19 protein-coding genes, 1 pseudogene and 1 riboswitch are annotated in these 20992 nt (G+C 70.9%); of the genes and pseudogenes, 19 read left to right on the plus strand and 1 reads right to left on the minus strand.

All coding sequences use genetic code 11. The annotated features are described in order from the left end of the window. The 19 genes and pseudogenes from AC5W54_RS02225 to bluB all read left to right on the plus strand — a co-directional run. A pseudogene (locus AC5W54_RS02225) lies at window positions 1-121 on the plus strand (IS1595 family transposase); the annotation flags it as partial. Window positions 122-236: 115 nt separating this feature from the next. Beyond that, window positions 237-1286 (plus strand): nicotinate-nucleotide--dimethylbenzimidazole phosphoribosyltransferase, encoded by a 1050-nt coding sequence (gene cobT / locus AC5W54_RS02230; protein WP_495960440.1) that lies wholly within the window; start codon window positions 237-239, stop codon window positions 1284-1286. Continuing rightward, a complete protein-coding gene (gene cbiB / locus AC5W54_RS02235) occupies window positions 1283-2275 on the plus strand; it encodes an adenosylcobinamide-phosphate synthase CbiB (RefSeq protein WP_495960441.1) in 993 nt (330 codons plus the stop codon). The genes cobT and cbiB overlap by 4 nt, the downstream gene beginning before the upstream one ends. Next, the gene (locus AC5W54_RS02240; RefSeq protein WP_495960442.1) at window positions 2272-3435 is read left to right on the plus strand and encodes a pyridoxal phosphate-dependent aminotransferase; all 1164 of its coding nucleotides are present in this window, start codon (window positions 2272-2274) and stop codon (window positions 3433-3435) included. Before cbiB ends, AC5W54_RS02240 begins: the two co-directional genes overlap by 4 nt. Next, window positions 3432-3965, plus strand: a complete 534-nt coding sequence (locus tag AC5W54_RS02245) for a bifunctional adenosylcobinamide kinase/adenosylcobinamide-phosphate guanylyltransferase (protein WP_495960443.1) — start codon at window positions 3432-3434, stop codon at window positions 3963-3965. Before AC5W54_RS02240 ends, AC5W54_RS02245 begins: the two co-directional genes overlap by 4 nt. Then, a complete protein-coding gene (gene cobS, locus AC5W54_RS02250) occupies window positions 3962-4720 on the plus strand; it encodes an adenosylcobinamide-GDP ribazoletransferase (RefSeq protein WP_495960444.1) in 759 nt (252 codons plus the stop codon). Before AC5W54_RS02245 ends, cobS begins: the two co-directional genes overlap by 4 nt. Then, window positions 4672-5313, plus strand: a complete 642-nt coding sequence (locus tag AC5W54_RS02255; RefSeq protein ID WP_495960445.1) for a histidine phosphatase family protein — start codon at window positions 4672-4674, stop codon at window positions 5311-5313. The genes cobS and AC5W54_RS02255 overlap by 49 nt, the downstream gene beginning before the upstream one ends. Further along, the gene (locus AC5W54_RS02260) at window positions 5265-5693 is read left to right on the plus strand and encodes a bifunctional adenosylcobinamide kinase/adenosylcobinamide-phosphate guanylyltransferase (protein ID WP_495960446.1); all 429 of its coding nucleotides are present in this window, start codon (window positions 5265-5267) and stop codon (window positions 5691-5693) included. Before AC5W54_RS02255 ends, AC5W54_RS02260 begins: the two co-directional genes overlap by 49 nt. A 52-nt stretch (window positions 5694-5745) precedes the next feature. Continuing rightward, window positions 5746-5962, plus strand: a riboswitch (cobalamin riboswitch). A gap of 320 nt (window positions 5963-6282) precedes the next feature. Beyond that, window positions 6283-8109, plus strand: a complete 1827-nt coding sequence (locus AC5W54_RS02265) for a TonB-dependent receptor domain-containing protein (protein WP_495960447.1) — start codon at window positions 6283-6285, stop codon at window positions 8107-8109. Window positions 8110-8111: 2 nt separating this feature from the next. Continuing rightward, window positions 8112-12494: a cobaltochelatase subunit CobN gene (locus AC5W54_RS02270; protein WP_495960448.1), complete on the plus strand. Its 4383-nt coding sequence runs from the start codon at window positions 8112-8114 to the stop codon at window positions 12492-12494. Then, window positions 12491-12943, plus strand: a complete 453-nt coding sequence (locus tag AC5W54_RS02275) for a MotA/TolQ/ExbB proton channel family protein (RefSeq protein WP_495960449.1) — start codon at window positions 12491-12493, stop codon at window positions 12941-12943. Before AC5W54_RS02270 ends, AC5W54_RS02275 begins: the two co-directional genes overlap by 4 nt. After that, entirely contained in the window at window positions 12940-13236 is a 297-nt protein-coding gene (locus tag AC5W54_RS02280) for a hypothetical protein (RefSeq protein ID WP_495960450.1), read from the plus strand. The genes AC5W54_RS02275 and AC5W54_RS02280 overlap by 4 nt, the downstream gene beginning before the upstream one ends. Before the next feature lie 9 nt (window positions 13237-13245). Continuing rightward, window positions 13246-14142, plus strand: a complete 897-nt coding sequence (locus AC5W54_RS02285; RefSeq protein ID WP_495960451.1) for a cobalamin-binding protein — start codon at window positions 13246-13248, stop codon at window positions 14140-14142. After that, a complete protein-coding gene (locus AC5W54_RS02290; protein ID WP_495960452.1) occupies window positions 14129-15133 on the plus strand; it encodes a FecCD family ABC transporter permease in 1005 nt (334 codons plus the stop codon). Before AC5W54_RS02285 ends, AC5W54_RS02290 begins: the two co-directional genes overlap by 14 nt. An 82-nt stretch (window positions 15134-15215) precedes the next feature. Further along, a complete protein-coding gene (locus AC5W54_RS02295; RefSeq protein ID WP_495960453.1) occupies window positions 15216-15983 on the plus strand; it encodes an ABC transporter ATP-binding protein in 768 nt (255 codons plus the stop codon). Between the two features lies 1 nt (window position 15984). Then, entirely contained in the window at window positions 15985-17313 is a 1329-nt protein-coding gene (locus tag AC5W54_RS02300) for a cobyrinic acid a,c-diamide synthase CobB (protein ID WP_495960454.1), read from the plus strand. 16 nt (window positions 17314-17329) lie between these two features. Beyond that, window positions 17330-17941 carry a cob(I)yrinic acid a,c-diamide adenosyltransferase gene (cobO, locus tag AC5W54_RS02305; protein ID WP_495960455.1) on the plus strand — a complete coding sequence of 204 codons (612 nt, stop codon included), beginning with the start codon at window positions 17330-17332 and terminating at the stop codon, window positions 17939-17941. Between the two features lie 11 nt (window positions 17942-17952). Further along, window positions 17953-19386 (plus strand): cobyric acid synthase, encoded by a 1434-nt coding sequence (locus tag AC5W54_RS02310; RefSeq protein WP_495960688.1) that lies wholly within the window; start codon window positions 17953-17955, stop codon window positions 19384-19386. A gap of 31 nt (window positions 19387-19417) precedes the next feature. Continuing rightward, window positions 19418-20191 carry a 5,6-dimethylbenzimidazole synthase gene (gene bluB, locus AC5W54_RS02315; RefSeq protein ID WP_495960456.1) on the plus strand — a complete coding sequence of 258 codons (774 nt, stop codon included), beginning with the start codon at window positions 19418-19420 and terminating at the stop codon, window positions 20189-20191. Here the strand turns inward: bluB and AC5W54_RS02320 are convergent. After that, window positions 20148-20900, minus strand: coding sequence for a glycerophosphodiester phosphodiesterase family protein (locus tag AC5W54_RS02320; RefSeq protein ID WP_495960457.1), 753 nt, complete (start codon window positions 20898-20900; stop codon window positions 20148-20150). The two genes, bluB and AC5W54_RS02320, sit on opposite strands and share 44 nt — an antisense overlap. Window positions 20901-20992: the final 92 nt, after the last annotated feature.

Below are 20992 nucleotides of genomic sequence, written 5' to 3' on the forward strand. Positions count from 1 at the left end.
GGGGACAGCGTATTTACCGAATTACCTGGCATGGCGGCGACTGTTTGAAACCGCCAAGCCAGCCGAAGAAGCGTGGCTTCGTGCGGCGATCGGCGGTAACCAACAACAGATACCAACATAGCCATATATGAACAGTATATAGGGGCGTCGGCAAAATGTCAGCCGCTGGACGGAGACCGGCCACGACTCTGGTAACATGAGCGCCTCGACATGGACGACCTGCCTGGAGTGGCCCCGTGACCGACACCCCTCATCCCATCGCCGAACCCGATCGTCGCCTCGGCGAGCGCGTCGGGGCCTACCTCGACACCCTCACCAAACCGCCCGGCAGCCTGGGACGCCTGGAGCGGCTCGCGGTGGACCTGGCCGTGATCACCGGCGAGCCCTTTCCCCGGGTCACGCCGCCCGGCGTGCTGGTGTTCGCTGCCGATCATGGCGTCGCCGACGAGGGCGTCTCGGCCTTTCCCCGGGAGGTGACGGCCCAGATGGTGGCCAACTTCGTCGCCGGCGGCGCGGCGATCAATGTCTTCGCTCGCCGGATCGGGGCGCGACTCGAGGTGATCGACGTCGGCGTGGCCGGCGCCGTGCCCGGCCAGGGCGTCGTCGACGAGAAGGTACGGCCCGGCACGGCGAACATCGCCCACCGGGATGCCATGAGCCTGACCGAGTCCGAGGCGGCCATCGCCGCGGGGCGGCGGTCGGTCGCGCGAGCCGTCGAGGCCGGCTGCCGCTGCCTGATCATCGGCGAGATGGGTATCGCCAACACCACCGCCAGCAGTGCCGTGCTGGCGGTGTTGACCGGCGAGCCGGTGGCGGGGCTGGTGGGGCGCGGCACCGGCATCGACGACGACCGCCTGGCACACAAGCGGGCGGTGATCGAGGGCGCCATCGCCGCGCGTGCCCCTGACCCGGCGGACCCGCGCGGGGTGCTGGCGAGCCTCGGTGGGCTGGAGATCGCCGCCATGGCCGGCGCCTGCCTGGAGGCGGCGGTACGCCGCGTGCCGCTGCTGGTCGACGGCTTCATCGCCACGGTGGCGGCGCTGGTGGCCTGTCGGCTCGCGCCGGGGGCGCGCGACTCCCTGGTGTTTGGCCATCGCTCCCGGGAGCCGGGCCATGCCGTGGCCCTGGCGGCGCTCGACGCCGAGCCGCTGCTGGATCTCGAGCTGCGCCTGGGAGAGGGCACCGGGGCGGCACTGGCCTTCCCGCTGCTCGAGGCCGCCTGCGCCATGCTGGCGGAGATGGCAACCTTTGCCGACGCCGGCGTGGCCGGCGGCGACCGGGCATGAGTCAGGCCTCCCTGAGCCTGCCCCTGCTGGGTCTGGTGCTGGCGGCCATCGCCGTTGACCTGTGGATCGGCGACCCGCGCCGCCTGCCCCATCCGGTGGTCGGCATGGGGTGGGCGATCGCTCGTCTCGAGCGGGTCTGGAACCACGGTTCGGCGGCGGCGCGCCGGGCCAGGGGGGGGCTGCTGACGGCGGTGGTGGTGCTCGGCGTCTACGCACTCGCCTGGGGGGGACTGTCGCTGCTGGGCCGGATACATCCGTGGCTGGCATTGGCCGCCGAGCTGTGGCTGCTGGCCACGGCACTCTCCATCAAGGGGCTGGCCGACGCCGCCCGGGCCGTGGCGACGCCCATGGGTCGCGGTGACCTGCCGGCCGCCCGTCAGGCACTGGCGATGATCGTCGGCCGCGATACCGCGGCGCTGGACGAGGGCGAGATCAGCCGGGGCGCGGTGGAGACGGTGGCCGAGAATACGGTGGACGGCATCACCGCGCCGCTGTTCTGGGCGCTACTCGGCGGGGCACCGCTGGCGCTGGCCTACAAGGCGGTGAATACCCTGGATTCGATGGTCGGCTACCGCAACGCACGTTACGCCGACTTCGGCTACGCTTCGGCGAAACTCGACGACCTGGCCAACTGGCTGCCGGCACGGCTGACGGCACTGACGCTGTGGCTCGCCGCCTGGGTGATGCCCGGCGCCCACCGAAGCGGCGCGCTGGCCGCCACCTGGCACCAGGCACCGCACCACCCGAGCCCCAATGCCGGCTGGCCGGAGGCCATGGTGGCCCAGCTGCTGGGGGTGCAACTCGGCGGCACCAATGTCTACGCTGGCGTGGTCTCGCAGCGTGCGGTGCTGGGCGTCCCGCCGAGTGAGGGCGGCGAACCGCTGGCGGTGACGCACATCGGGCGCGCCATCCGCCACATGCACGGCGGCTGGCTGGCGTTCCTGCTACTGATGGTGCTGGCGGTGCTGCTGAAGGAGGTCCTGACATGACGTGCGACGCGACGTCTTGGCCGGGGCACGGCGGCCAGGCAGCGCCGTTGCTGGCACGCTTCGGCCTGCCGCCCGATCATCCGGTGCTCGACTTCAGCGCCAATCTCAACCCGCTGGGGCCGCCGGCCTGGGTGCCGGCCAGGCTGGCCGCGGCGGCGGCCGGGCTGGCTTGCTATCCGGCACCCGACTACCGCGCGGCCCGGGAGGCCATCGCCCGCCAGGAGGGCGTGGCCACAGAACAGGTGCTGCTGACCAACGGCGGTGCCGAGGCGATCTTCCTGGTCGCGGCGGCGCATGCCGGCGGGCGGGCGGTGATCGTCGAGCCGACCTTTACGGAATATGCCCGGGCCTGTCGCGCCTTCGGCATGGCCGTTGACAATATCCCGCTGGCTCCCCCCGACTTCCGGTTCGACCCGGCGAGGCTCGATGGCCCCCTGGAGCGCGGCACGCTGCTGTTCCTGTGTCGACCCAACAACCCCACTGCCACCCTGGTGCCGCGCCAGACGGTCGAGCGGTTGCTGACCCTGGCGGCGATGCACGACTGTCGGGTAGTGATCGACGAAGCCTTCGTCGACTTCGTCACGCCGCCTGGAGAGAGCCTGGCCCCGCTGCTGGCGCGTTTCGACAACCTCATCCTGCTGCGCTCCCTGACCAAGCTCTATGCGCTGCCGGGACTGCGGCTGGGCTATCTAGTGGCGAGCGAAAGACTGGTGCGCAAGGCCAAGGCGCGCCAGCCGCCCTGGAGCGTCAACCACCTGGCCGCCGAGTTGGTGGCGCCGCTGCTGGCCGATACCGCCTTCCTGACCCGCACCCGGCAGTGGCTGGCCAGTGAGCAGCCGAGAATGCAGGCCGGCCTCGTCGACGCGGGCCTCGAGGTGATTCCGAGTCGGACCAACTTCTTCCTGGTGCGGCCGGCCTCGGCGCCCGAAGCGACGGCAGGGCAATCTCAGTTGGACATGATGGGTGAGCCGGGGACAGGTCGAAGAGGAGGTCTTGCGGCGACCGCGGTGCTCTTCGAGCACCTGCTGCGCGCGGGTATCCTGGCCCGGCATACCCATGGCTTCCCCGGGCTCGACGGCGGCTGGCTGCGCCTGGCGCTGCGCGACCGTGCCGCCAACGAGCGGCTGCTGGCGACCCTGGCCGAATGGAGGCCGGCATGATCGCCTTCGTCAGCGGCGGAGCGCGTTCCGGCAAGAGCGCCTTCGCCGAGCAGCTCGCCCGGGAGTGGCACCGGGCACGCGGCGGGCGGCGTTACTACCTGGCCACCGCTCGGGCCTCGGACGACGAGATGGCCGCGCGCATCGCCCGTCATCGCCGCGAGCGCGGCGACGGCTGGTGCACCCTGGAGGCGCCGCTGGCACTCGACGAGGCCCTGGCCCGGGTCGAGACCGGCGGCACGGTGCTGCTCGACTGCCTGACCCTGTGGGCCAGCCAGTGGCTCTACGGCGGTGGAGGCCCGGAGGCGGAGGGCGAGCGCCTGCTGGGCGGGTTGCTGGCCCGGGCTCGAGAGCAGTCGATCGCCCTGGTGGTGGTCTCCAACGACCTCAACGAGGACCTGCCGCCGCGCCATCCCGAGGTGTGGCGCTATCTCGCCTTCCTGCAGCGGCTGCACCGGCAACTGGCCCGGGAGGCCGACCGGGTGGTCGAGGTGGTCGCCGGGCTGCCCATCGACTGGAAGGAGCCGACATGAGGGAGGCGGGCTACGGGCTGCTGCTGGCGATCCAGTTCCTGTCCCGGCTGCCGGTACCGGTGACATGTCCCTGGACGGCCGCGAGCAGCCGCTGGGCGGTGCGTTGCTACCCGCTGGTGGGATTGCTGCTCGGCGCCATCCTGGCCGGCATATACCTGCTGCTGCAGGACCGGGTTCCCACGCCGCTGCTGGCGCTGGTGCTGCTCAGCCTGTGGGTGGCACTCTCCGGCGGCCTGCACCTGGACGGCGTGATGGACGTGGCCGATGCCCTGGGCAGCAATGCTCCCCTGGAGAAGCGCTGGGCGATCATGAAGGACCCTCAGGTGGGCAGCTTCGCCATCCTGGCGCTGGTGTTCCTGCTGGCCTGGAAGGGCATGCTGCTGTGGGCGCTGCTGGAGGCCCGGGCGAGCCCGGTGCTGCTCGCTCTGATACCGGCGCTGGGACGCCTCGGGGCGGTGGCGCTGCTGGTGCTGGCCCCGGCGGCACGACCCGAGGGGCTGGCCTGGCACTGGAAGCAGCATCTCGACCGTCGCGACCTGCTGTTCGCGCTGGTGCCGACGGCGCCGCTGCTCGGGTGGCTGCCGGGCTGGCCGCTGCTGGTGGTGGCGCTGCCGGTCTTCCTGCTGACATATGGCGCGGCGATGATACGTGCCTTCAAGGGCATCAACGGCGATATCGTCGGTGCCGCCATCGAGGGAGGAGAACTATGGCTGTTGCTGATCGCCTGGAGCTGGTGGTGGTTCGCCACGGGCTGACCGCCTGGAACCGTGAGCAACGCTACCAGGGGCAGCGCGACATCCCGCTGCTGCTGCCCGAGGCGTGCCCGGACCTGGATCGGCTGCGCGACCACCTGGCCGCCGAGCGCTTCGATGCCGTCCACTGCAGCGACCTGACTCGCTGTCGCCAGTCCCTGGCCCATGTGCTCGAGGGGCGGCAGCCGTGGAGCGAGGCACGCTTCGATGCCCGGTTGCGCGAGCTCGACTTCGGCGACTACGAGGGCCGGCGCTACGCCGAACTCAAGGAGTTGGCCGCCTACCGCGAATGGATCGACAGCCGGGGCGAGCAGGCGCCGCCGAACGGCGAGTCGGCGGCCGCCCTGCGCGAACGCCTGGGGGCATGGCTGAGCGAGCTGCTGGCGGCGGCCGCTGCCGGTGGGCACCGCCGTGTGCTGACGATGACCCATGGCGGGGTCATCCGCGAGCTGCGCCGGCGTTTCGAGGCGATCGACTTCTGGGAGGGCAGCGTGGGGCAGGCCGAGGGCCGGCGGTTCGTCTTCGTTCACCAGGAAGGAGGCTGGCGATGCAGCTCTTCATCGGCGGTGCCGGCGCCGGCAAGCGCGACGCGGTAAGCGAGCGCTTCCCCGCGGCGAACTGGCACCGTCTTGGCCCCGACGCGCCCCTGGGCGCCTGGCGCGAGACGGCGGTGGCCGGCCAGCCGCTGGTGCTGACCGGCTGGACGGCCTGGCTCGAGGCGGCGCTGGCCGTGGAACCCGACACCGAGCGACTGCGCCAGGGGTGGCGCGGCGAGCTCGCGGCACTGGGCCGCGCCGAGCGCGAGGTCGCGCTCGAGGCGGTGCTGATCCTGCCGGAGATGGGGCGCGGCATCGTGCCCATGGCCGCCGAGGCCCGTCGCCTGCGCGACCTGGCCGGCTGGCTGGCCCAGGACGCCGCCAGGCACAGCGACGCGGTGTGGTACGTGCGCCATGGTCTGGTCCAGCGGCTGAGCTGAGCCAGGTCAAGCCCGGGGCGGATGCGCGTTGACGCCCTCCGGTGGGGTTGCTAGCTTACTCCCACTCTCAGGTACCGGCGGAAGCGTCCGCCGGTGAAACGGGAAGTCGGTGCGCGCCCCATGGCGCCATTCCGACGCTGCCCCCGCAACGGTGATCGAGACAAGAACGGCCTTCATGCCACTGTGCCCAGGCACGGGAAGGCGGTCGTTCGGGAAGCCCGCGGCTTCCGCTCGTCAGCCCGGAGACCGGCCCGAGAGAACAGGAAGCGCTGAACAAATTGACGAGCGGAATGAAGCGGCTAGGTTCGTTCCCGACGAACCAACGCACTTCCCACATCCATGTGGGTCGCAAGGCGCACGCAGCGCAAAAACCGGAGCCTATGCGGTATAGGTGAGGATTTTGAGCAGCGCGCAACGCAGCGATTCGTCCGTGCAGGCATTTGTTCGGTGCTTACCTCATGCCGGGTTGCGGTGGGCGACTACGAGGCAGGGCAGGCGCCGTCGTTCTCCCTCTTCCTCGTTCCCCTTGCCCCGGCGATAAAAACGCCATTCAGCCGTGCGGGTTGGCACGGCGAGCAAGGGACACGCAATGAAAACCAGAATCACCACCCCCCGTGGCCTGGCCGCCTTCGGCCTCGCCGCGCTGCCGCTGGCCGTGAATGCCCAGACCGTCGAACCCGAGACGGACGAGCCGCTGCGTCTCAATCCGCTGGTGGTCACCGCCGCCCTGGCGCCGCGCACCGCCGACCAGAGCCTCGCCTCGGTCACCGTGCTCGACGAGGCGACCCTTCGCCGGCAGGATCCGGCCAGTCTCACCGACCTCTTCCGCGGTCAGCCCGGCGTGGACGTTTCAACGAACGGTTCCTTCGGCAAGAACAGCAGCGTCTTTATCCGTGGCACCAACAGCGACCAGAACGTGCTGCTGATCGACGGCATCCGCCTGCGTTCGGCCACCACCGGCGGAGCCGCCTGGCAGTTCCTCGACCCGCGCATGTTCCAGCGCGTCGAGATCGTGCGCGGTCCACGCGGCAGCCTCTATGGGGCCGATGCGGTGGGGGGCGTGGTGCAGCTGTTCACCCATCAGGTGGAAGAGGGCGGGCCGCATCCACGCGTCTCGGTGGGAGGCGGTTCCTTCAATACCCAGCGCCATAGTGCCACCCTGTCGGGCAGCAGCGGCGGTACCCGCTATAGCTTTGCCGGCAGTCACTTCTCTACCGACGGCACGCCCATTCGCCGCGATGGCGAGGATAAGGGCTTCGACAACACCAGCGGCCTGGTGCGGCTGTCGCATACCTTCGGCGGAGGAGCCGAGCTGGGCTTACTGGCGTTGCGCGCGCGCGGTAATACCGAATTCGATACCGGGGAAACCGACTTCGCTCAGCAGGTGGCCGGCATCTACGGTGAGCTGCCGGTGACCGAGATCTGGCGTAGCCGCCTGACCCTTAGTGAATCTCGAGACGAGAGTGACAACTTTCTGAGTTTCGGAACTACCGTCTTTGACACCCGATCAAAATCGGCCCGCTGGGAAAATACCTTTGGCTTCGGCCCCCATGAAGTGATCGCCGGTGCAGAATATAGTGAAGATAGGGTCAGCGGTACCACCGATTACGATGAAGATAGCCGAGATAATTCTGCGCTTTTCGCCCAAGGCCTGCTGGACTTCACCCCAGTAACGGTGCAGGCCAGCATGCGTTACGACGATAACGAAGCCTTCGGTGAGGAGATGACCGGCAGTCTGGCACTGGGCTACGAGCTGGACGCCCACCATACCCTGCGGGCAAGTTATGGCACCGCCTTCAAGGCGCCTTCCTTCAATGACCTGTATTTCCCCGGTTTCGGTAATCCCGAACTCGAGGCCGAGACCTCTGAAACGGTGGAAATGGGGATCCGTGGTCAATACCGGCATGTTTTCTGGGACCTCGCCGCCTACCAGACGGGCGTCGACGACCTGATCGCCTTTACCGAGCAGGGGGGGCTCCTGGCACCCTTCAATGTCGATGAGGCCCGCATTCGCGGTGTGGAGCTCTCCGCTGGTGCCGAACTCGATGACTGGACCCTGCAGGCGGCACTGACCTATACCGACCCGGAGGATCGCGAGACGGGTAACCGCCTGGTGCGGCGTGCCAGCCAGAGCCTGCGTCTGGATGTCGACCGCGAGCTGGGCGACTGGTCGCTGGGTGGCTCCTGGATCGCCCAGAACCATCGCTACAACGATGCCGACAACGAACAGCGCCTGCCGGGCTTCGGACTGCTCAACCTGCGGGCCGGTTGGCAGTTCGCGCCGCTGTGGTCGGCCCGACTGACGGTGGAGAACGTCCTCGACAGGGAGGTTGTCACGGCCCGGGACTTCAGTGGCAATGACTTCATCAACGCCGGTCGCGCCGCCTTCGTCAGCGTCCATTTCGGTGCCCAATGAGGATGCGGAGTCTCCTGCTGTTGATGCTGGTGCTGCTGCCCGGCCTGGCCTCGGCGGGCACCGTGGTGGGGATCGTCTCGGAACGCTCGGCCGCGGAGCTCGCGGCCGGCGCGGCGCGCTTCCTCGACGCCTATCCCGGGCACCGCGTGGTCCTGCGCACCCCGGAGCAGCTGGCCGAGAGCGATGATGCCGCGGTCGCCGAGCTGCTCGAGGGTGCCGATGTGCTGCTGCTGGCGGCGGTCTTCGGCGAGCAGGTGGGGCGCCTGGCGCGGCTGGTGGAGACAGCGACCGCCCGGCGCGACTTCCCGATCCTGGCCGTCAACGGCGACCGGCGCCTGACGCGGCTGTCGCGCCTGGGCGGCGAGCGCCTGCTGGCGGGGCTCGACGAGGCGGCGCTGGGTGAACTGGTGGCCGGTCCCGAGCCCGACGTGGCCGCGGCCGACCACCTGGCGGCACAGCGCGAGCGCTTCCCCGCCCAGGCCGAGTGGCTCACCGGGCGCGCCTACTACCAGGGACGCAGCCCCGAACACCTCGACGGCCTGCTGCGCTGGCTGCTGGCCGCGGCCGGCCATGACCTGGCGGTGCCCGAGCCGTCGCCGCGCGCGGCGATTCGCTACTATCGTCCATCGCACAACGATCGCCCGGGGCACGAGGGCGGGGCGCCCGGCACCGACCCCGCCGCCCTGGCGCTGGAGGCCGGCCCGGCGGTGGCGATCCTCGACCTCGACAGCGGTGACCGCCCCGGCGACCGCGAGCTGCTCGATGGCGCCTGTGCGGCACTCGAGGCACGCGATATCCAGTGCGTCGCGGTGCTGGCGCGCTGGGGCGGTGCCACCCTGGCGGCCCTCGAACAGTTGCCCGAGACGCTCGGTGAGGCGAGTCTGGCCGGCATTCTCAGCCTGCAGGACTTCACCCTGGGCGGGGGCGAGGGGCGGCGCGCCGCCACCGCCGCGCTCGGCCGGCTCGATGTGCCGGTGATCAAGGGGTTGCGCCTGGCCGAGCGCAGCGAGGCGCAGTGGCGCCTTTCCCACGATGGTCTGCCGCGCGAGGCGGTGCACTACCAGCTGGCCATGCCGGAGCTGCAGGGGGTGAGCCAGCCGATAGTGCTGGCGGTGGCCGCCCCGCGCACCATCGACGAACGCACCGGCGTGGCACTGACCCTTTCGCAGCCGCTCGAGGCGCGCCTCGCCGCCGTCGCCGAGCGCTTCGCGCGCTGGCAGCGCCTGCGGGCGCTGGACAACGCCGACAAGAGGGTGGCGTTGGTCTACTACAACCATCCGCCCGGGCGGCAGAACGTCGGCGCCGACAACCTCGACGTACCGGCCTCGCTATTCGAGATGCTCACCCGTCTGCGCGAGGCCGGCTACGACACCGGCGAGCTGCCGGAGAGCCCGGAGGCACTGCACGAGCTGATCCAGGCGCGTGGGGTCAATCTGCCCGAGGACCGCGGCGCCCTGGAGGAACTGGTCGGGCAGGTGCCGTCGCTCGCCGCGGGGGACTACCGCCGCTACTTCGCGACGCTGCCGGCGACCATCCGCGGCGAACTCGTGCAGGGCCCGCTGGGCTACCTGCACGCCCGCCTCGAACGGGCCGATACACTGGGTGAACCGGAGCTGGTTCGCGAGGTGCTGGAGCGCATCGCCCTGGACCTGCGCCACCTCATCGAGCAGCACGACCACCCGGCCCGGGCACGGGCGCTGGACCTGCTGGACCAGTATGTCACGGCCTGGCAGGGGCAACTCGCCCACACGCAGGCCGTCGGGAGCGAGGAACTCGAGGCGCTTCGCGATGCCCTGGTGGCCACCGGCATCCCCGGGCTCTCCGGATGGGGTGAGCCGCCGGGACGCTCGATGGTCCTCGACGACGCGATGCTCTTCCCGGGGTTGCGTTTCGGCAACGTCTTCATCGGCCCGCAGCCGCCGCGCGGCTGGGAGCTGGACGAGGAGCTGCTGCACGCCAACACCACCTTCCCGCCGACCCACCAGTACCTGGGCTTCTACCACTGGCTGCGCGACCACTTTGCGGCCGACGCCCTGGTCTACGTCGGCCGTCACTCCACGCGTGAGTTCCTGCCGCGACGCCGGGCGGGCCTGGCCGAGGACGACTATCCCGAGCTGCTGGGCGGCAACCTGCCGCTGGTCTACCCCTATATCGTCGACGGGGTGGGGGAAGGCATCCAGGCCAAGCGGCGCGCCCTGGGGGTGATGATCGGCCACCTGACCCCGCCGCTGGCCGCCACCGACCTCTATGACGACCTGCTCGAGCTGCGCCAGCTGGTCGAGACCTTCGAGGTGGCGACCGACCCCGACGGCCCCACGCGGCGCCGCGCGGTGGCGATGCTGCGCGAGCGTATCGAGAGCCTCGAGCTGACCGAGGAGTTCGAGCGCGAGATCGCCGGCGACCTGGGCCTGACCGCCGACGAAGTGAGCCTGGACGAGGTCTCCGCGGAGCTGCTGGTGCACGAGGCCGGGCACTACGTCACCGACATGCAGGAGCGCTTCATGCCGCTGGGGCTGCACGTCTTCGGCCGCGACTGGGAGGCCGAGGCCGTCAACACCCTGCTCGACTCGATGGGCGGCGAGGGCGACGAGCGTGAGCGCTGGCGCCGCCTGGTCGAGGCCTCGCCGGGCCACGAGCGGGACAGCTTCCTGGCGGCGCTCGCGGGACGCTTCGTCCCCCCGGGCCCGGGCAACGACCCGCTGCGCACCCCCGAAGTGCTGCCCACCGGGCGCAACTTCCATGCGCTTTCCAGCGACCTGATACCGACCCGGGTGGCCTGGTCGCTGGGCAGCGAGATGGCGGCCAGTGCCCGTGCGCGAGACGGCGAGGAGGCAGAGGACAGCGAGGCGCTGGTGCTGTGGGCCTCGGACACGGTGCGCGACGAGGGGGTGATGATCGCCTTCGGCCTCGACATGCTGGGCGTGAAGCCGCTCTGGAACTCGCGCGGCATCGTCCAGGGACTCGAGCGTCTGCCCCGGGCGGAGCGCGACGGCGAGGCGGACACGCCACGTGCGGTGCGCCGCGACGTGCTGTTCACCACCTCGGGACTGTTCCGCGACCTCTACGAGGACCAGCTGGTGTGGCTCGACCTCGCCGTGCGCCTGGCGCTCGACGGGGCGAGCGAGACCATCTGCGCCGAGCACCCGCAGCTCACCCGGGCGCTGGAGGCGGCGCTCGCGCCGCTTCCCGAGGCGATGCGCGACCCGGGCGCCGAGGCGCTCGCCGACAACCGCGTCGCGGCGCGCTGGGTGGCCGACACCCGCGAGCTGCTGGACGGAGGTGCGGCGGCGGCCGAGGCCGGCGAGCAGGCGGCGTGGCGGGTGTTCGGCACCGCACCGGGTGCCTACGGTGCCGGCGTCAACCGCCTGGCGTCGCGCTCCAGCGCCTGGGACGACCGCGAGGCGCTGGGCAGTGCCTACCGCCGTCGCATGGGGCATGTCTACGGCAAGGGGCAGGGCGGCGAGCCGGCCCACGCCGCCTTCGATGCCAATCTCGCCCGCGTCGGGCGTACCTACCTGGGGCGCGCCAGCCATCTCTATGGGCTGCTCGACAACGACGACGGTTTCGACTTCCAGGGCGGACTCTCCAACGCCGTGGAGCAGTTGACCGGCACGCCGCCGGCCAATCGCGTGCTCACGCATGCCGATCCCGACAACCCGCGCATCGAGAGCCTGGAGCGGGCGCTGCTCGGCGAACTGCGGGCGCGCAACCTCAACCCCCAGTGGCTGCGCCCGCTGATGGAGCACGGCTATGCCGGGGCCCGCACCATGAGCAGCGATTTCCTCGACAACCTGTGGGGCTGGCAGGTGACGAGCTCGCAGGTGGTGCGCTCCTGGGTGTGGGACGAGGTCGATGCCGTCTACTTCCAGGACCGCCACGGCCTGGGACTGGACGCCTTCCTGGCCGAGGGGCACAACGTCCACGTCAAGACCCACATGCAGGCCATCACCCTGCTCGCCGCCCAGCGCGGCTTCTGGGAGGCCGATGAGGCGACCCTGGAACGGCTCGCCGGCGAGTTCGCCGAGGCGGTGATCGAGCATGGCCTGCCCGGCAGCGGCCATGCGCACCCCGACCACCCGCTGCTGCCGTGGATCGCCGGGCGCCTCGCTCCCGAGCGGCGCGAGGCCTTCACGGCGGTGATCGAGGCGGCGCGGCTCGAGCACCACGAGCCGCAGGCGGCGCCGGCCACGATCCGCGAGGTCGCGCCCCAGGCGCAGGCCGTGCAACCGGCGCAGGAGGCCGAGCCAGTCGATACCACGGGCGGCCAGGACGACGAGCCGGCGGCCGTCGCCGAGGGAGGCACGTCGCCGCTGCCCTGGCTGCTCGGCCTCGTCGCCCTGCTGCTGTTGCTGGGGGGCATTCTTCACGGGAGACGCGCACGATGAACGCGGAGCTGACTCACGCCACGCTGGACGTCATGGGCACCCTGGTGGACTGGCTGCTGACGCCGGTCATCCTGGTGCTGCTGGCCCTGGTGGCCCTGTCGCTGTGGGAGGCGGGGCTCGCCATCGGCGAGCGCAGCGGCGGCATCCGTCGCCTGGTGGCGGCGCGCCGGGTCGACCGCCTGGCCGCGCGGGCGCGCCGCGCCATCGATCGCGCCGATCTGCTGGCGCGCATCGGCCCCATGCTGGGGCTGATGGGGACGCTGATCCCGCTGGGGCCGGGGCTCGCCGCGCTGGGCAACGGCCAGCTCGATGTGCTGGCCCAGGCCGTCACCGTGGCCTTCAATACCACGGTGATGGGGTTGTTGGTCGGCATTCTCGGTTACCTGCTGGGACGACTGCGGCGGCGCTGGTACGACGCGGCCATGGCGACGCTGGAGGCAAACGCATGAGCATTCCCGAGTATCGGCGCAGCCGTTTCGACAGCGCGGACGAGGAGCCCATGGGACCGCTCGCCAACCTGGCCGATATCATGCTGGTGTTTGCCGTGGGGCTGATGGTGGCGCTGGCCGCCTCGCACGACACGGGCGCACGCGGTGGCATGGAGCTCGACGCCGGGCGCGAGATGCCCGAGCTGCCGGCCGGAGTCGGCGAGGCGGGCAGCGGCTACGAGAGCGTGGGTCGCGTCTACCGCGATCCACAGAGCGGCAAGCTGATCCTGATCGATGATCAGGGGCGTGGTTGAGGGGACGAGATGAGACGCTGTCAGAGGCGATTCGCGCTGGGCCTGTGGTCCGGGCTGCTGCTCACTGCGGGACTGCCGGTCCACGCCGAGGTGTGCGCCACCGACGATGCCAACCGCGAGGTGTGCCTGCCGGCACCGGCCAGCCGCATTGCCGCGCTCTCGCCCGGGGCCACCGAGCTGGTCTATGCCGCCGGTGCCGGCGACAAGGTGGTGGCCGTGGTCGATTACAGCGACTACCCGCCCGAGGTGGAGGCGGTGCCCTCGGTGGGCAGCCACACGCGCGTCGACATGGAGCGCCTCGTCGCCCTGCGCCCGACCCTGGTGATCGGCTGGGTGACCGGCAATCCTCCCGAGCAGCTGGAGACGCTGGAGGCGCTCGGCCTGCCGGTGTTCTACCTCGAGCCGCGGTCCTTCGAGGGCGTGGCCAGCGCCATCGAGCGGCTGGGACGCCTGGCCGGCACCGAGGACGAGGGGCGGCGCGAGGCGGCGCACTTTCGCGACGGCATGGCCGAGCTCGTCGAGCGTCACGCCGAGAGTGCGCCGGTGAGGGTCTTCTATCAGGTGTGGGACGCGCCGCTGATGACCATCAACGACGAGCACCTGATCGGTCGGGTGCTGACCGCCTGCGGCGGGGTCAACGTCTTCGGTGAGCTCTCGCGGCTGGTGCCACGCATCGACGACGAGTCGGTGCTCGACGCCGACCCCGAGGCGATTCTCGCCGGTGGCATGGGCGAGGAGAACCGGGGTTGGCTCACCCACTGGGAACAGTACCCGAACCTCACGGCCGTGGCACGCGACAACCTCTTCTTCGTGCCGCCGTCGCTGATCCAGCGCCCCACGCCGCGCCTGCTCGAGGGCAGCCGGTTGTTCTGCGAGAAGCTGGAGGACGCCCGTGCGCGCCGCTAGGCATTCCCTGGCCGCCGTCGGGCGCCGCGGGCTGGCCTTCCCCTTGGGCCTGCTGTCGCTGGCGGCGCTCGCCGCCCTGGCGCTGTCGGTCGCGGTCGGCAGCGTCGCCGTCACGCCCGCCGAGCTGTGGGAGTTGGCGCTGGGCCGCGGTGACGCCCTGTCGCGCACCCTGGTGCTGGAACTGCGCGTGCCGCGCTCGCTCTCGGCCTTCGCCACCGGGGGCCTGTTGGCGCTCGCCGGGGCGCTGATGCAGGTGCTGCTGCGCAACCCGCTGGCCGACCCCTATGTGCTGGGTCTCTCCGGCGGCGCCGCGGTGGGGGCGCTGGCGGCCATGCTGGCCGGACTGGGGGGCATGGTGATCTCCGGCTCGGCCTTCGCCGGCGCACTCGCCTCCACCCTGCTGGTGTTCGGCCTGGCCCACGGCACCGGCAGCTGGACGCCGGCCAGGCTATTGCTCACCGGCGTGGTGGTGGCGGCCGGCTGGGGGGCGGTGGTCACGCTGATGCTGGCGGTGAGCCCCGCCGAGCGGCTGCCCGGCATGCTCTACTGGCTGATGGGCGATCTCTCCTACGCTCGCACCCCCGGCGTTCCGCTCGCCCTGTTGCTGGCGGTGTGCCTGCTGGCCTTCCCGCTGGGGCGCAGCCTCAACGTGCTGGCCCGGGGAGCGCTGCAGGCCGCGGCCCTGGGGGTGGCGGTACGCCCGCTGGAGTGGATGATCTACGTCACGGCGAGCGGGCTCACCGCCATGGCGGTGACCACCGCCGGCAGCATCGGCTTCGTCGGCCTGGTGGTGCCGCACATGCTGCGCCTGGTGCTGGGCAACGACCAGCGCCTGATCCTGCCCGCCTGTGCCCTGGCCGGCGGCACCCTGCTGCTGCTCGCCGATACCCTGGCGCGCACCATCATCGCCCCCGAACAGCTGCCGGTGGGGGTGATCACCGCGCTGCTCGGGGTGCCGACCTTCCTCTATCTGCTCTACCGGAGCCGCTGATGAGCCGTTTGTCGAACCCAGGTCAACCGCCGGTCGGCGTGCCGAGCGCCTCGTTGCGCTACCTGCACCCTGGGAGGCGCCGATGAGCCGACTCGCGGCGCATGATCTCGTCATCGACGTGCCGGGCCGTCGCGATGGTCGGGCGCTGAACCTGAGCCTGGAGCCCGGCCAGGTATGGGGCGTGCTGGGTCCCAACGGGGTCGGCAAGACCACCCTGCTGCACACCCTGGCGGGGCTGCGGGCACCGCGGGCCGGCAGCGTGCGCCTCGACGATCGGCCGCTGGGCGCGCTGGGTCGCCGCCGGGTCGCCCGCGCCCTGGGCCTGGTCTTCCAGGAGCGCCAGGACGGCTTTCCCGCCACGGTGCGCGAGACGGCGCTGATCGGCCGCCACCCCTGGCTGTCGCCCTGGCAGATGGAGGGGGGCGAGGACCTGCAGCTGGCCGAGGCGGCACTCGAGCGGCTCGATGTCGCCCACCTGGCCGAGCGGCTGGTGAGCACGCTCTCCGGCGGTGAGCGCCAGCGCCTGGCCGTCGCCACGGTACTCACCCAGGCGCCGAGCATCTGGCTCGCCGACGAACCGACCAACCATCTCGACCTGTACCACCAGACCGCGGTGATGGCGCTGCTCGCCGAACAGGCTGGTGAGGGCAGGGCAGTGATGCTGTGCCTGCACGACCTCAACCTGGCCGCCCGCTGGTGTGACCAGGTGCTGCTGCTCTACCCCGACGGCGAGGCCTGCTGGGGGCCGCGCGACGCCATGCTGGTGCCGGCGGCCCTGGAGCGCCTCTATGGTCAGCGCCTGGTTACTGCCTTGGTGGGTGGCGCCCCCGTCTTCGTTCCCGTGAGGTGATATGCACGACTCGACCCCGATTCGCGGCGAGACCCACGCCGCCCTGATCACCGCCCCGGGCTCCGGCCAGGGAAAGTCCATGGTGACGGCGGCGCTGGCCCGGCTGCACCGCAACGCCGGGCGCCAGGTGCGTGTGTTCAAGCACGGCCCGGACTACCTCGACCCCATGGTGCTGGAGGTCGCCTCCGGCGCCCCCGTCTACCAGCTGCATCCCTGGATGACCGGCGAGGCGGAGTGTCGCTGGCGGCTGGCCGAAGCCGCCCGGGATGCCGACCTGATCCTGGTCGAGGGCTCCATGGGGCTGTTCGACGGCGCCCCGTCGAGTGCCGACCTGGCGATCCTCGCCGGCCTGCCGGCGCTGCCGGTGATCGACGCCTCGGGCATGGCCCAGACCTTCGGTGCCGTGGCCAAGGGGCTCGCCGACTACCACCCGCGGCTCGCCATCCACGAGGTGATCGCCAACCGCGTCGGCAGCCTCCGCCATGGCAAGCTGCTCGCCGAGAGCATGCCCGAGGGGCTCTCGCTGCTGGGGGCGATTCCCCGCAGCGACGCCATGGCGATTCCCGATCGCCATCTGGGGCTGGTGCAGGCCGCCGAACTCGACGGCCTCGACGCCCAGCTGGATGCCGCCGCCGCGGTGCTCGAGGAGGCCGGGCTCGACCGCCTGCCGGCACGGGTGGCCCTGGCGGCCGCGGCCCCCGAGCCACCGCCGCGCCGGCTCGACGGGGTGCGTATCGCCGTGGCCCGCGACGCCGCCTTCGCCTTTCTCTACCGCGCCAACCTCGACCTGCTCGAGGCCATGGGGGCGGAGCTTGCGTTCTTCTCGCCGCTGGCCGATGCCGAGTTGCCCGCCTGCGACGCCTTGTGGCTGCCCGGCGGCTACCCGGAGCTGCATGCCGCCAGGCTTGCCGCCAACGCGGCGATGCGCGCGGCGATCCGTGCCCACCGCGACGTCGGCAAGCCGCTGCTCGCCGAGTGCGGCGGCTTGATGACCTGCATGGAGCGGCTGGTCGACGGCGACGGGGCCGAGCATGCCATGCTCGGCCTGCTGCCCGGCACCGCGCGGATGGCCGGCAAGCTCACCGCCCTGGGGCTGCAAGGCCTGCACACCGACCAGGGCGAGTTGCGCGGCCACACCTACCACCACTCACGGCTGGAAACGGCCGCCGAGCCGCTGGGCCGCACCCGCAAGCTGGCCGGCAGCGAGGCCGAGCCGGTCTACCGCGAGGGGGCGCTGGTGGCCAGCTACTTCCACGGTTACTTTCCCTCGGCACCGGCGCTGGTGGCGGCGATCTTCCGCGGCCAGCCATTTGCCACCATCACCGTCTGATACCAGGAGAGCGCGCATGCGAGACAACGCCAAGGACCCTGCACGCCATGCCAAGCGCATGGCCGCCAAGCAGAAGATCATGCAGCAACGTATCGCCCGCGCCGACAAGGAGCAGGGCGTGCTGCTGGTGCTCACCGGGCCTGGCAAGGGCAAGAGCAGCTCCGGTTTCGGCATGCTGGCCCGGGCCCTGGGGCACGGCATGAAGGTGGGGGTGGTGCAGTTCATCAAGGGCAAGTTCGCCACCGGCGAGGAGGCGTTCTTTCGCCAGCAGCCCGGCGTGGAGTACCACGTGATGGGCGAGGGCTATACCTGGGACACCCAGGATCGCGACCGCGATGTCCAGGCCGCCGAGGCCGCCTGGGCGGAGGCCAGCCGGATGCTGGCGGATGCCAGCTACGAGCTGGTACTGCTCGACGAGCTCAACATCGCCCTGCGCCACGAGTACCTGGATCTCGACCGGGTACTCGACGACCTCCAGGCCCGCCCGCCCATGCAGCATGTGGTGGTGACCGGCCGCTATGCGCCGCGCGAGCTGGTCGAGCTGGCCGATACCGTCACCGAGATGAAGGTGGTCAAGCACGCCTTCAAGGAGCAGGGGATCAAGGCGCAGAAGGGCATCGAGCTGTGAGCCGGACCCTGATGATCCAGGGCACCACCTCGGATGCCGGCAAGAGCACGGTGGTGGCGGCGCTGTGTCGCGCGCTCCATCGCCGTGGGGTGTCGGTGGCGCCGTTCAAGCCGCAGAACATGGCGCTCAACAGCGCGGTGACGGCGGACGGCGGCGAGATCGGGCGCTCCACGGCGCTGCAGGCGCTGGCGGCAGGTGTCGCGCCCCACAGCGACATGAACCCGGTGCTGCTCAAGCCGGAGAGCGACCGCGGCGCCCAGGTGATCCTGCGCGGGCGGGTGCACGGCCACATGGACGCGCTGGACTACCACGCCTACAAGCGCGAAGCGCGTGACACCGTGCAGGCCGCCTGGGAGGCGCTGTCGAGCCGCTTCGACGTGATCATCGCCGAGGGAGCGGGCAGCCCGGCGGAGATCAACCTGCGCGCGAATGACATTGCCAACATGGGCTTCGCCGAGATGGTCGATTGCCCGGTGCTGCTGGTGGGGGATATTGACCGTGGCGGTGTCTTCGCCCAGTTGGTCGGCACCCTGGCGCTGCTCAGCGAGAGCGAGCGCTCGCGTACCCGGGGCTTCGTCATCAACCGCTTTCGCGGCGATATCGGCCTGCTCGAACCGGGCCTGGAGTGGCTCGCCGCGCATACCGGCAAGCCGGTGCTGGGCACCCTGCCGTACCTGCACGGCTTGCTGCTCGACGCCGAGGACAGCATCGGCCGCGAGGGGCGGGAGGAGGGCGAGCCGGCGCTGCGCATCGTGGTCCCGGCGCTGCCGCGCATCAGCAACCACAACGATTTCGATCCCCTGCGCCTGCACCCCCGCGTGGCGCTCACCTTCGTCGGGCCGAACCAGCCCATTCCGCCGGCGGACCTGATCATTCTGCCCGGCAGCAAGAGTACCCGGGCCGACCTCGCCTGGCTGCGTCGCCAGGGCTGGGAGGCCGCCATCCAGCGCCACCTGCGCTACGGCGGCCGGGTGCTCGGCATCTGTGGCGGCTTCCAGATGCTGGGCCAGGCGATCCACGACCCCGCGGGGCTCGAGGGGCCGGCCGGCTCCACGTCGGGGCTGGGCTTGCTGGCACTGGAGACACGCATGGTGGCGGGGAAGCAACTGCGCAACGTCAGCGGCCGGCTGCTGACGACGGGAGAGCCCATCGCCGGTTACGAGATCCATAACGGCGTGAGTGAGGGGGCCGCGCTGGCGCGCCCACTGGTCGCGCTCGAGGGCCGCGAGGACGGCGCGGTGAGCGACGATGGCCAGGTCATGGGCACCTACCTGCATGGCCTGTTCGACCGCCCCGAGGCCTGCACGGCGCTGTTGGCGCGCTGCGGATTCACCAGCGAGGCGGCGGTGGACTATGCCGCCCATCGCCAGGAAGAGCTCGACCGCCTCGCCGATACCCTCGAGGCCCATCTGGATACCGATCGGCTGTGGGAGCTGATCGGCTGATGCCCCCACCCTAAAACGATGAGGCCCGACCATGAGTGACACTCCCCAGCCGGAAATGCAGCGCCACCCCGAATTCAGCACGGACGAGCGTGACGCCGTCTATCGGGCGATCTTCACCCGCCGCGACGTGCGTAGCGAGTTCCTTCCCGACCCGGTCCCCGATGAGGTGCTGGCCCGGGTGCTGACGGCGGCCCATCACGCCCCGTCGGTGGGTTTCATGCAGCCCTGGGACTTCCTGGTGATCCGCTCGCCGGCGGTCAAGGGTCGGGTGCAGGCGCTGTACCGCCAGGCCAACGAAGAGGCGGCGCAGATGTTCGAGGGCGAGAAGCAGGCGACCTACCGGCGCCTCAAGCTGGAGGGCATCATCGAGGCGCCGGTCAACCTGTGCATCACCTGCGATCGCCGGCGCCATGGGCCGGTGGTGGTGGGGCGAACCCATATCGAGACGATGGATATCTTCAGTTCCGTGTGCGCCGTCCAGAATCTGTGGCTGGCCGCCCGCGCCGAGGGGCTCGGCGTCGGCTGGGTCAGCATCTTCCACCAGGATGCCCTGCGCGACACCCTGGGGATTCCCCGTGACATCCTGCCGATCGCCTACTTGTGCATGGGCTATGTGAGCCAGTTCCATGCCCGCCCCGAACTGGAGAAAGCAGGGTGGTTGTCCAGGCTGCCCCTGGAGGAACTGTTGCACTTCGACGGTTGGGGAGGCGCCGCGGGCGAGGCCGACGGCGCCTTGCTGGACAGGGTCAGAAACGGAGGCATCAATCCGGCAGATGACCGGAGAAACACGCAGGATCGTCGCTGATCACGCTCTCCACGCCCCAGGCCCACTGATGGGCGAAGGCGGTGGGGTCATTGGCGGTATAGCAGAGCAAGCGGTAACCGGCCTCGCGCACCGCTTGGGCTCCGCGCTGGCTGAGGCGCTTCCAGTTGGCATGGACGCTGTAGGCGTCCACCGCTGCGCAGCGCGACTGCCAGTCGCGACCGATGCCCTCGAACAGCACCCCGAGGGCCAGGCGCGATGGGTCGGCCAGCTCCCGGGCGCGGGCCAGGGCGCCATCGTGGAAGGAGGAGAGAATCAGCCGCTCCGGCGGCAGGGCGTCGAGCAGGGTCGGCAGCACGCTGTCGACCAGTGCCGCCGGGTTGCGCCCGCGGGTGACCTTGAGCTCCAGGTTGAGCCCCATGTCGAGTTCCTCGATCAGTGCGAGCATCTCGCGCAGCGTCGCCATGCGCTCGCCGCGGAAGCGGTCGCTGAACCAGGCGCCTGCGTCCAGCCGCCGGGCCCGGGGCAGGTCCAGGTCCACCACGCGGGCCCGACCGTCGGAGCAACGCCGCACGGTGGCGTCGTGCCAGATCACCGCGGTGGCATCGCCGAGCAGTTGCACATCGAGCTCTACCCAGGGGAAGCCGGCCTCGCAGGCGGCCCGCACGGCGCTCAGCGTATTCTCCGGGGCATGGGCCGAGAGGCCGCGGTGGGCCATCAGGCGGGGCAGGGCAATGGCGGGGTGTGGCATGCACGTCGCATCCTTGAGCGGTCGAACTGTGATCATCCTACATGGGTGCGGCAACCGCATGTCACCGCACCATATGCCAGGCTGTCGCCGAA

This window comes from Halomonas sp. LMYGS-3 (genome assembly GCF_059509875.1).

Coding starts and splice junctions, on each gene's coding strand:
- cbiB (WP_495960441.1), top strand. CDS start 1,283: ATGAGTCAGGCCTCCCTGAGCCTGCCCCTGCTGGGTCTGGTGCTGGCG.
- AC5W54_RS02240 (WP_495960442.1), top strand. CDS start 2,272: ATGACGTGCGACGCGACGTCTTGGCCGGGGCACGGCGGCCAGGCAGCG.
- AC5W54_RS02245 (WP_495960443.1), top strand. CDS start 3,432: ATGATCGCCTTCGTCAGCGGCGGAGCGCGTTCCGGCAAGAGCGCCTTC.
- cobS (WP_495960444.1), top strand. CDS start 3,962: ATGAGGGAGGCGGGCTACGGGCTGCTGCTGGCGATCCAGTTCCTGTCC.
- AC5W54_RS02255 (WP_495960445.1), top strand. CDS start 4,672: ATGGCTGTTGCTGATCGCCTGGAGCTGGTGGTGGTTCGCCACGGGCTG.
- AC5W54_RS02260 (WP_495960446.1), top strand. CDS start 5,265: ATGCAGCTCTTCATCGGCGGTGCCGGCGCCGGCAAGCGCGACGCGGTA.
- AC5W54_RS02265 (WP_495960447.1), top strand. CDS start 6,283: ATGAAAACCAGAATCACCACCCCCCGTGGCCTGGCCGCCTTCGGCCTC.
- AC5W54_RS02270 (WP_495960448.1), top strand. CDS start 8,112: ATGCGGAGTCTCCTGCTGTTGATGCTGGTGCTGCTGCCCGGCCTGGCC.
- AC5W54_RS02275 (WP_495960449.1), top strand. CDS start 12,491: ATGAACGCGGAGCTGACTCACGCCACGCTGGACGTCATGGGCACCCTG.
- AC5W54_RS02280 (WP_495960450.1), top strand. CDS start 12,940: ATGAGCATTCCCGAGTATCGGCGCAGCCGTTTCGACAGCGCGGACGAG.
- AC5W54_RS02285 (WP_495960451.1), top strand. CDS start 13,246: ATGAGACGCTGTCAGAGGCGATTCGCGCTGGGCCTGTGGTCCGGGCTG.
- AC5W54_RS02295 (WP_495960453.1), top strand. CDS start 15,216: ATGAGCCGACTCGCGGCGCATGATCTCGTCATCGACGTGCCGGGCCGT.
- AC5W54_RS02300 (WP_495960454.1), top strand. CDS start 15,985: ATGCACGACTCGACCCCGATTCGCGGCGAGACCCACGCCGCCCTGATC.
- cobO (WP_495960455.1), top strand. CDS start 17,330: ATGCGAGACAACGCCAAGGACCCTGCACGCCATGCCAAGCGCATGGCC.
- AC5W54_RS02310 (WP_495960688.1), top strand. CDS start 17,953: ATGATCCAGGGCACCACCTCGGATGCCGGCAAGAGCACGGTGGTGGCG.
- bluB (WP_495960456.1), top strand. CDS start 19,418: ATGAGTGACACTCCCCAGCCGGAAATGCAGCGCCACCCCGAATTCAGC.
- AC5W54_RS02320 (WP_495960457.1), bottom strand. CDS start 20,900: ATGCCACACCCCGCCATTGCCCTGCCCCGCCTGATGGCCCACCGCGGC.